Here is a 4146-nt window from a genome sequence, read left to right as displayed (position 1 = left end):
CGCATGCCGCCGGGCGTCCGGTGCACTATCTGCAACCGTATCGTGGCGAAACGGTGCTGGAACTGGCGCGCCTCTTGGCCTGCAGCAGCGATGCCATCAAGCCCGGCTTCTCCGAGGCGCTGACCCATGCGGTGGTGGCACTGCGCGAAATCAAGCAGGACGTCGAGATTGCCGAAATGGAAGCGGCACTGGCCGTGACCCGCGACATGCACATCGCCGCCATGCGCGCGGCGCGTCCGGGGACGTTCGAGTATCAGGCCGTGGGGGTGATGGAAGGCATCATGCGCGGCCGCGATCTGCATCTGGCCTACCCGTCCATTTTTTCGCGCCGTGGCGAAGTGCTGCACAACGAATACCACAAGGGGCTGCTGCAGGCCGGTGATCTGGCGCTGAACGATACCGGCTGCACCTCGGCCGGCGGCTACGCCAGCGATATTACCCGTACCATTCCGGTGGGCGGGCGCTTTAGCGACAGCCAGCGCGCCATCTACGATATCGTGCTGGAGATGCAGGAAAGCGTGATTGCCGCCCTGCGCCCCGGCGTACGCTACCTCGACATGCACAAGCTGGCGGCACGGGTGATGGTCGAAAAAATGACCGCACTGGGCTTTTTCCATGGCGATGCCGGCCAGATCGTCGAGTCGGGCGCCTACGCCATTGCCTTCCCGCATGGCCTGGGCCACCAGATCGGTCTGGATGTACACGATATGGAAGCGCTGGGTGAAGACCTGGTCGGTTACGGCGAAGGTGTCGCACGCAGCGAGCTGTTCGGTATGGGCTATCTGCGTCTGGGCAAATCACTGCAGGCCGGCATGGTCATCACCGTCGAGCCCGGCATCTACTTTATCCCGGCACTGGTCGAAGCCTGGCAGGCCGAAGGCCGTCACGCCGGCATGATCGATTACGCGCGCTTCCTCGAATACCGCGATTTCGGCGGCATCCGCCTCGAAGACAATGTGCTGATTACGGAAACCGGCAGCCGGGTACTGGGCGAGCACATTCCCAAGACTGCCGATGAAGTCGAAGCCGTCATGGCCGGCTGAGCCTGATCCGTTGTTGCAAACCGGCCGCCGCAAGGCGGCTTTTTTGCGTCGGCAGGCCGGCGGGCTTGCGCTTGTGCGGGCCGGGCTCTAGCGTGTAACGGGCGAGCCAATCAAGGAGAGAGAGCCATGAGCCGTGATGTCAGGATACGTGTCGCCGAGTCGCAGGATATCGATGCCATCCTGCCCCTGTTTACCGCCTACCGGGTGTTTTACGGGCTGGAGCCTTGCAGTGCCGACAGCTGGGCCTATCTGGCCGCCAGGCTGGCCGATGCTTCGTCCACCATTTTGCTGGCCGAGGATGAAGACGGTGCCGGTCTGGGGTTTGTCCAGCTGTACCCGAGCTTCGACTCGCTGGCGCTTGCGCCCTGCTGGATCGTGTATGACCTGTTTATCGAGCCGGAGGCGCGCGGCCACGGCATCGCCGAAGCCCTGATGCTGGCCGCGCATGAGGTTGCCGCAGAACACGGCGCCGTCAGCATGGTGCTGGAAACCGCGCATGACAATCTGGCGGCGCAGGCGCTCTACGCCAAGCTGGCTTATGTGCGCGATACCGGCTTCGGGCGCTATGCGCTCAAGCTGCCATCGCCATGATGCAGCGCGCTTATTCAGCCTTGCTGCGGCCAGTCGTACAGACGCACCAGTGCGCTGATATTGTCACGCCCGAAACCGCGTAACTGGGCATTGGCCAGCACCAGCTGTACCGCCGCGCTGATGGGAAGCTCGGCCTCCAGCGCGCCGGCGGCTTCCAGCAGATAGCGGTAATCCTTTTCGATCAGCTCTATCGGGAACAGGGGCGCGAAATTGCGGGCCAGCATCAGGCGTGCACTGGCACAGGCCGCCGGGCTGGCAATGGGCATGCTGCTGATGATGTCCAGCGCGCGGTCCGGATCGATGCCGGACTTGGCCAGAAAGCCCAGCATCTCGGCCATCACCGCCATCTGGCTGCCCAGCAGCGCATTGACCGCCAGCTTCAAGTGCGCGGCCTGGCCTGCGCTACCGACATGATGCACCACACTGCCCATGGTCTTGAGAATGGGGCGGGCACGGCGAAAAGCGCTATCGGTGCCGCCTGCCAGATACACCAGCTGGCCGGCTTCGGCCTGCGCGCGCGAGCCGGATACCGGCGCATCCAGAAAATTGGTGCTGCCCATGCGCTGTGCCAGCTCGTGTATCCATGCCGGCGATAGCGTGCTGGACTCTATCGCCAGCGCATCCTCGCCCAGCGCGCTTAAGGCACCGTTTTTCGGATCCAGCCACACCTCGCGCGAGGCATCGTCGTCGCTGAGCATGGAAATCACCACATCGGCGCCGCGTGCTGCCGCAGCCGGCGAGTCGGCCAGCTGCGCGCCGTGGTGTGCCATCAGGCGGCAATGATCTTCCGACCTGTCCCATACCGTCAGGGGAAACCCCGCCATCGCCAGCCGCCCGGCCATGCGCGATCCCATCGCACCCAGCCCGAGAAATGCAATTCTGATCATGATGCCCGCTCCCGTATTTCAGCTCGCCAGTGCCGGATTCAGGCTGTAGCTGCCGGTCAGGCTGGCACTGGCCAGACTGTGCGGGCGGATGGCGGCCAGCACTGCGGCGCCGTCCGCCCGGTCGCCCAGCACCAGCCGTGGCGTGTCCAGCGCATAGAGCGTGAACACATAGTGGTGCAGGCGCGCATCGTTCCAAGGCGGGCACGGGCCGTCGTAACCGTAGTAATCGCCGGCCATCTCGGCGTTACCCGCATTCCAGCCGGTGTAGTCATTGAGGCCGTGGCGCATGTCGTCCGGTGCTTGCGGGCCGGCTTTGCCGCGCGGAGTGATGCCGGCGCTGTGGCTGCCCTCGGCAATTTCGTGCACCGATGACGGGATATCCAGTAGCAGCCAGTGGAAAAAATCGGTACGCGGCAGATCGGCCGGCACGACGCGACCTTCCTGATTGACGTCGTCGCCACGGCTGGGCACATCCGGGTCATGGCAGATCAGGGCAAAGGAGCGGGTGCCGGCCGGAGCATCCTGCCAGCGCAACTGCGGATTGATATTGGCGGAGAGTGCGATATGGCCGCTATCGGCCATCACGGCAAAAGCGTAGCGGCCGGGGATGCGGTCGCCATCCTGAAAACTGTCGCTGAAAAGCTGCATACCAAGACTCCTGTGCAGTTTGCCTTGCGCACAAGGCGGCGCAGGCAATAGCTAACAGTTTAGTCGCCGGATAGCGGCATGGCGCAAAAGTGTGTCTGCTCGCGGCTTAGAACGGGCGCGGACGTTTGCTGTCGGCACCGCCCAGCTTGAAGTTGTCGTCCAGCACGCCATAGGTCAGCGGTGCGGCCGCCAGCAATGCTTCGGCCTGTGCCAGACCGGTAAACGCCAGCGCCGGGTCTAGCAGATGCAGGGCGCGGCGCGCGGCAGCACACAGGCCGACGGCGATATCGAAATCGGGGCTGGACAGCACTTTGCCGTTACGCAGCTTCTTGAAATAAACGCGGCACATCTGTGCATATTTGTACGCCGGCTCGTGCGCCTCGAAGCCGCCTGCGCTCTCGAAGACATCGAAGGCATGGATGGCGGCATGGCAAGCCTGCTGGGCATCGTTGAAACGCTTGAGCATCGCCGCCTGGGTCGCGGCATCGGGTTTGGCGCGGGGGGCGGATTTTTTGGTGGCCATGGTGCTTTTTTCCGTGGTGTAGGCTAGACAGGGCGCGATTGTAGTCGATGCAGCCGCAACTCAGGAAACCATGGCGGCGACAGCGGCTGTTTGCTTATTTGCTCAGAATATCCCAACATAATCCCATGTGGCAGACCCTGACCAACTTTGGCGACTCCGCCGTGATGATACCTGCTGCGCTGGCTATCGGCCTGTGGCAGCTACAGCGGCGCGCGTGGCCGCAATTGCTGGGCTGGTGTTTATTGCTGGGAGCCGGCGGCTTGCTGGTGTTGTCGAGCAAGCTGGCGTTTATCGGCTGGGGCATCGGCATTCCCGTGCTGCGCTTTACCGGTTTTAGCGGCCATGCCTTTTTATCGGCCGCCATCCTGCCGGTGCTGGGCTGGCTGCTGCTGGAAGGCTATCAGGCCGGGCGGGGGCGTAGCGGCGTGTTGCTGGGCATGGCGCTGGCGCTATC

6 protein-coding genes are annotated in these 4146 nt (G+C 63.6%); 3 read left to right on the top strand and 3 right to left on the bottom strand.

Going from position 1 to position 4146, the window contains the following annotated elements:
- Both ACRC1E_RS11825 and ACRC1E_RS11820 read left to right on the top strand, forming a co-directional pair.
- The coding region (locus ACRC1E_RS11825) for a M24B family metallopeptidase (RefSeq protein ID WP_438515293.1) at positions 1–1043 on the top strand (1043 nt) is incomplete at its 5' end.
- A gap of 126 nt (positions 1044–1169) precedes the next feature.
- Positions 1170–1634 carry a GNAT family N-acetyltransferase gene (locus tag ACRC1E_RS11820; RefSeq protein WP_438515292.1) on the top strand — a complete coding sequence of 155 codons (465 nt, stop codon included), beginning with the start codon at positions 1170–1172 and terminating at the stop codon, positions 1632–1634.
- A gap of 14 nt (positions 1635–1648) precedes the next feature.
- Here ACRC1E_RS11820 and ACRC1E_RS11815 read toward each other — a convergent pair whose 3' ends face one another.
- From ACRC1E_RS11815 to ACRC1E_RS11805, 3 genes are all read right to left on the bottom strand, one after another.
- Positions 1649–2521, bottom strand: a complete 873-nt coding sequence (locus ACRC1E_RS11815; protein WP_438515291.1) for an NAD(P)-dependent oxidoreductase — start codon at positions 2519–2521, stop codon at positions 1649–1651.
- Between the two features lie 18 nt (positions 2522–2539).
- A complete protein-coding gene (locus ACRC1E_RS11810) occupies positions 2540–3169 on the bottom strand; it encodes a YbhB/YbcL family Raf kinase inhibitor-like protein (RefSeq protein WP_438515290.1) in 630 nt (209 codons plus the stop codon).
- 106 nt (positions 3170–3275) lie between these two features.
- On the bottom strand, positions 3276–3692 hold the full coding sequence (locus tag ACRC1E_RS11805) for a hypothetical protein (RefSeq protein WP_438515289.1): 417 nt from the start codon (positions 3690–3692) through the stop codon (positions 3276–3278).
- Between the two features lie 125 nt (positions 3693–3817).
- Between ACRC1E_RS11805 and ACRC1E_RS11800 the strand changes: the two genes are divergently transcribed.
- Positions 3818–4146: hypothetical protein (locus ACRC1E_RS11800; protein WP_438515288.1), on the top strand; the 329-nt coding region annotated here is incomplete at its 3' end.

Source organism: Craterilacuibacter sp., from assembly GCF_051659485.1.
GTDB lineage: Bacteria > Pseudomonadota > Gammaproteobacteria > Burkholderiales > Chromobacteriaceae > Craterilacuibacter.
The sequence above is the reverse complement of the archived record's forward strand: the minus strand, read 5'-3'. Positions and strand labels throughout refer to the sequence as shown.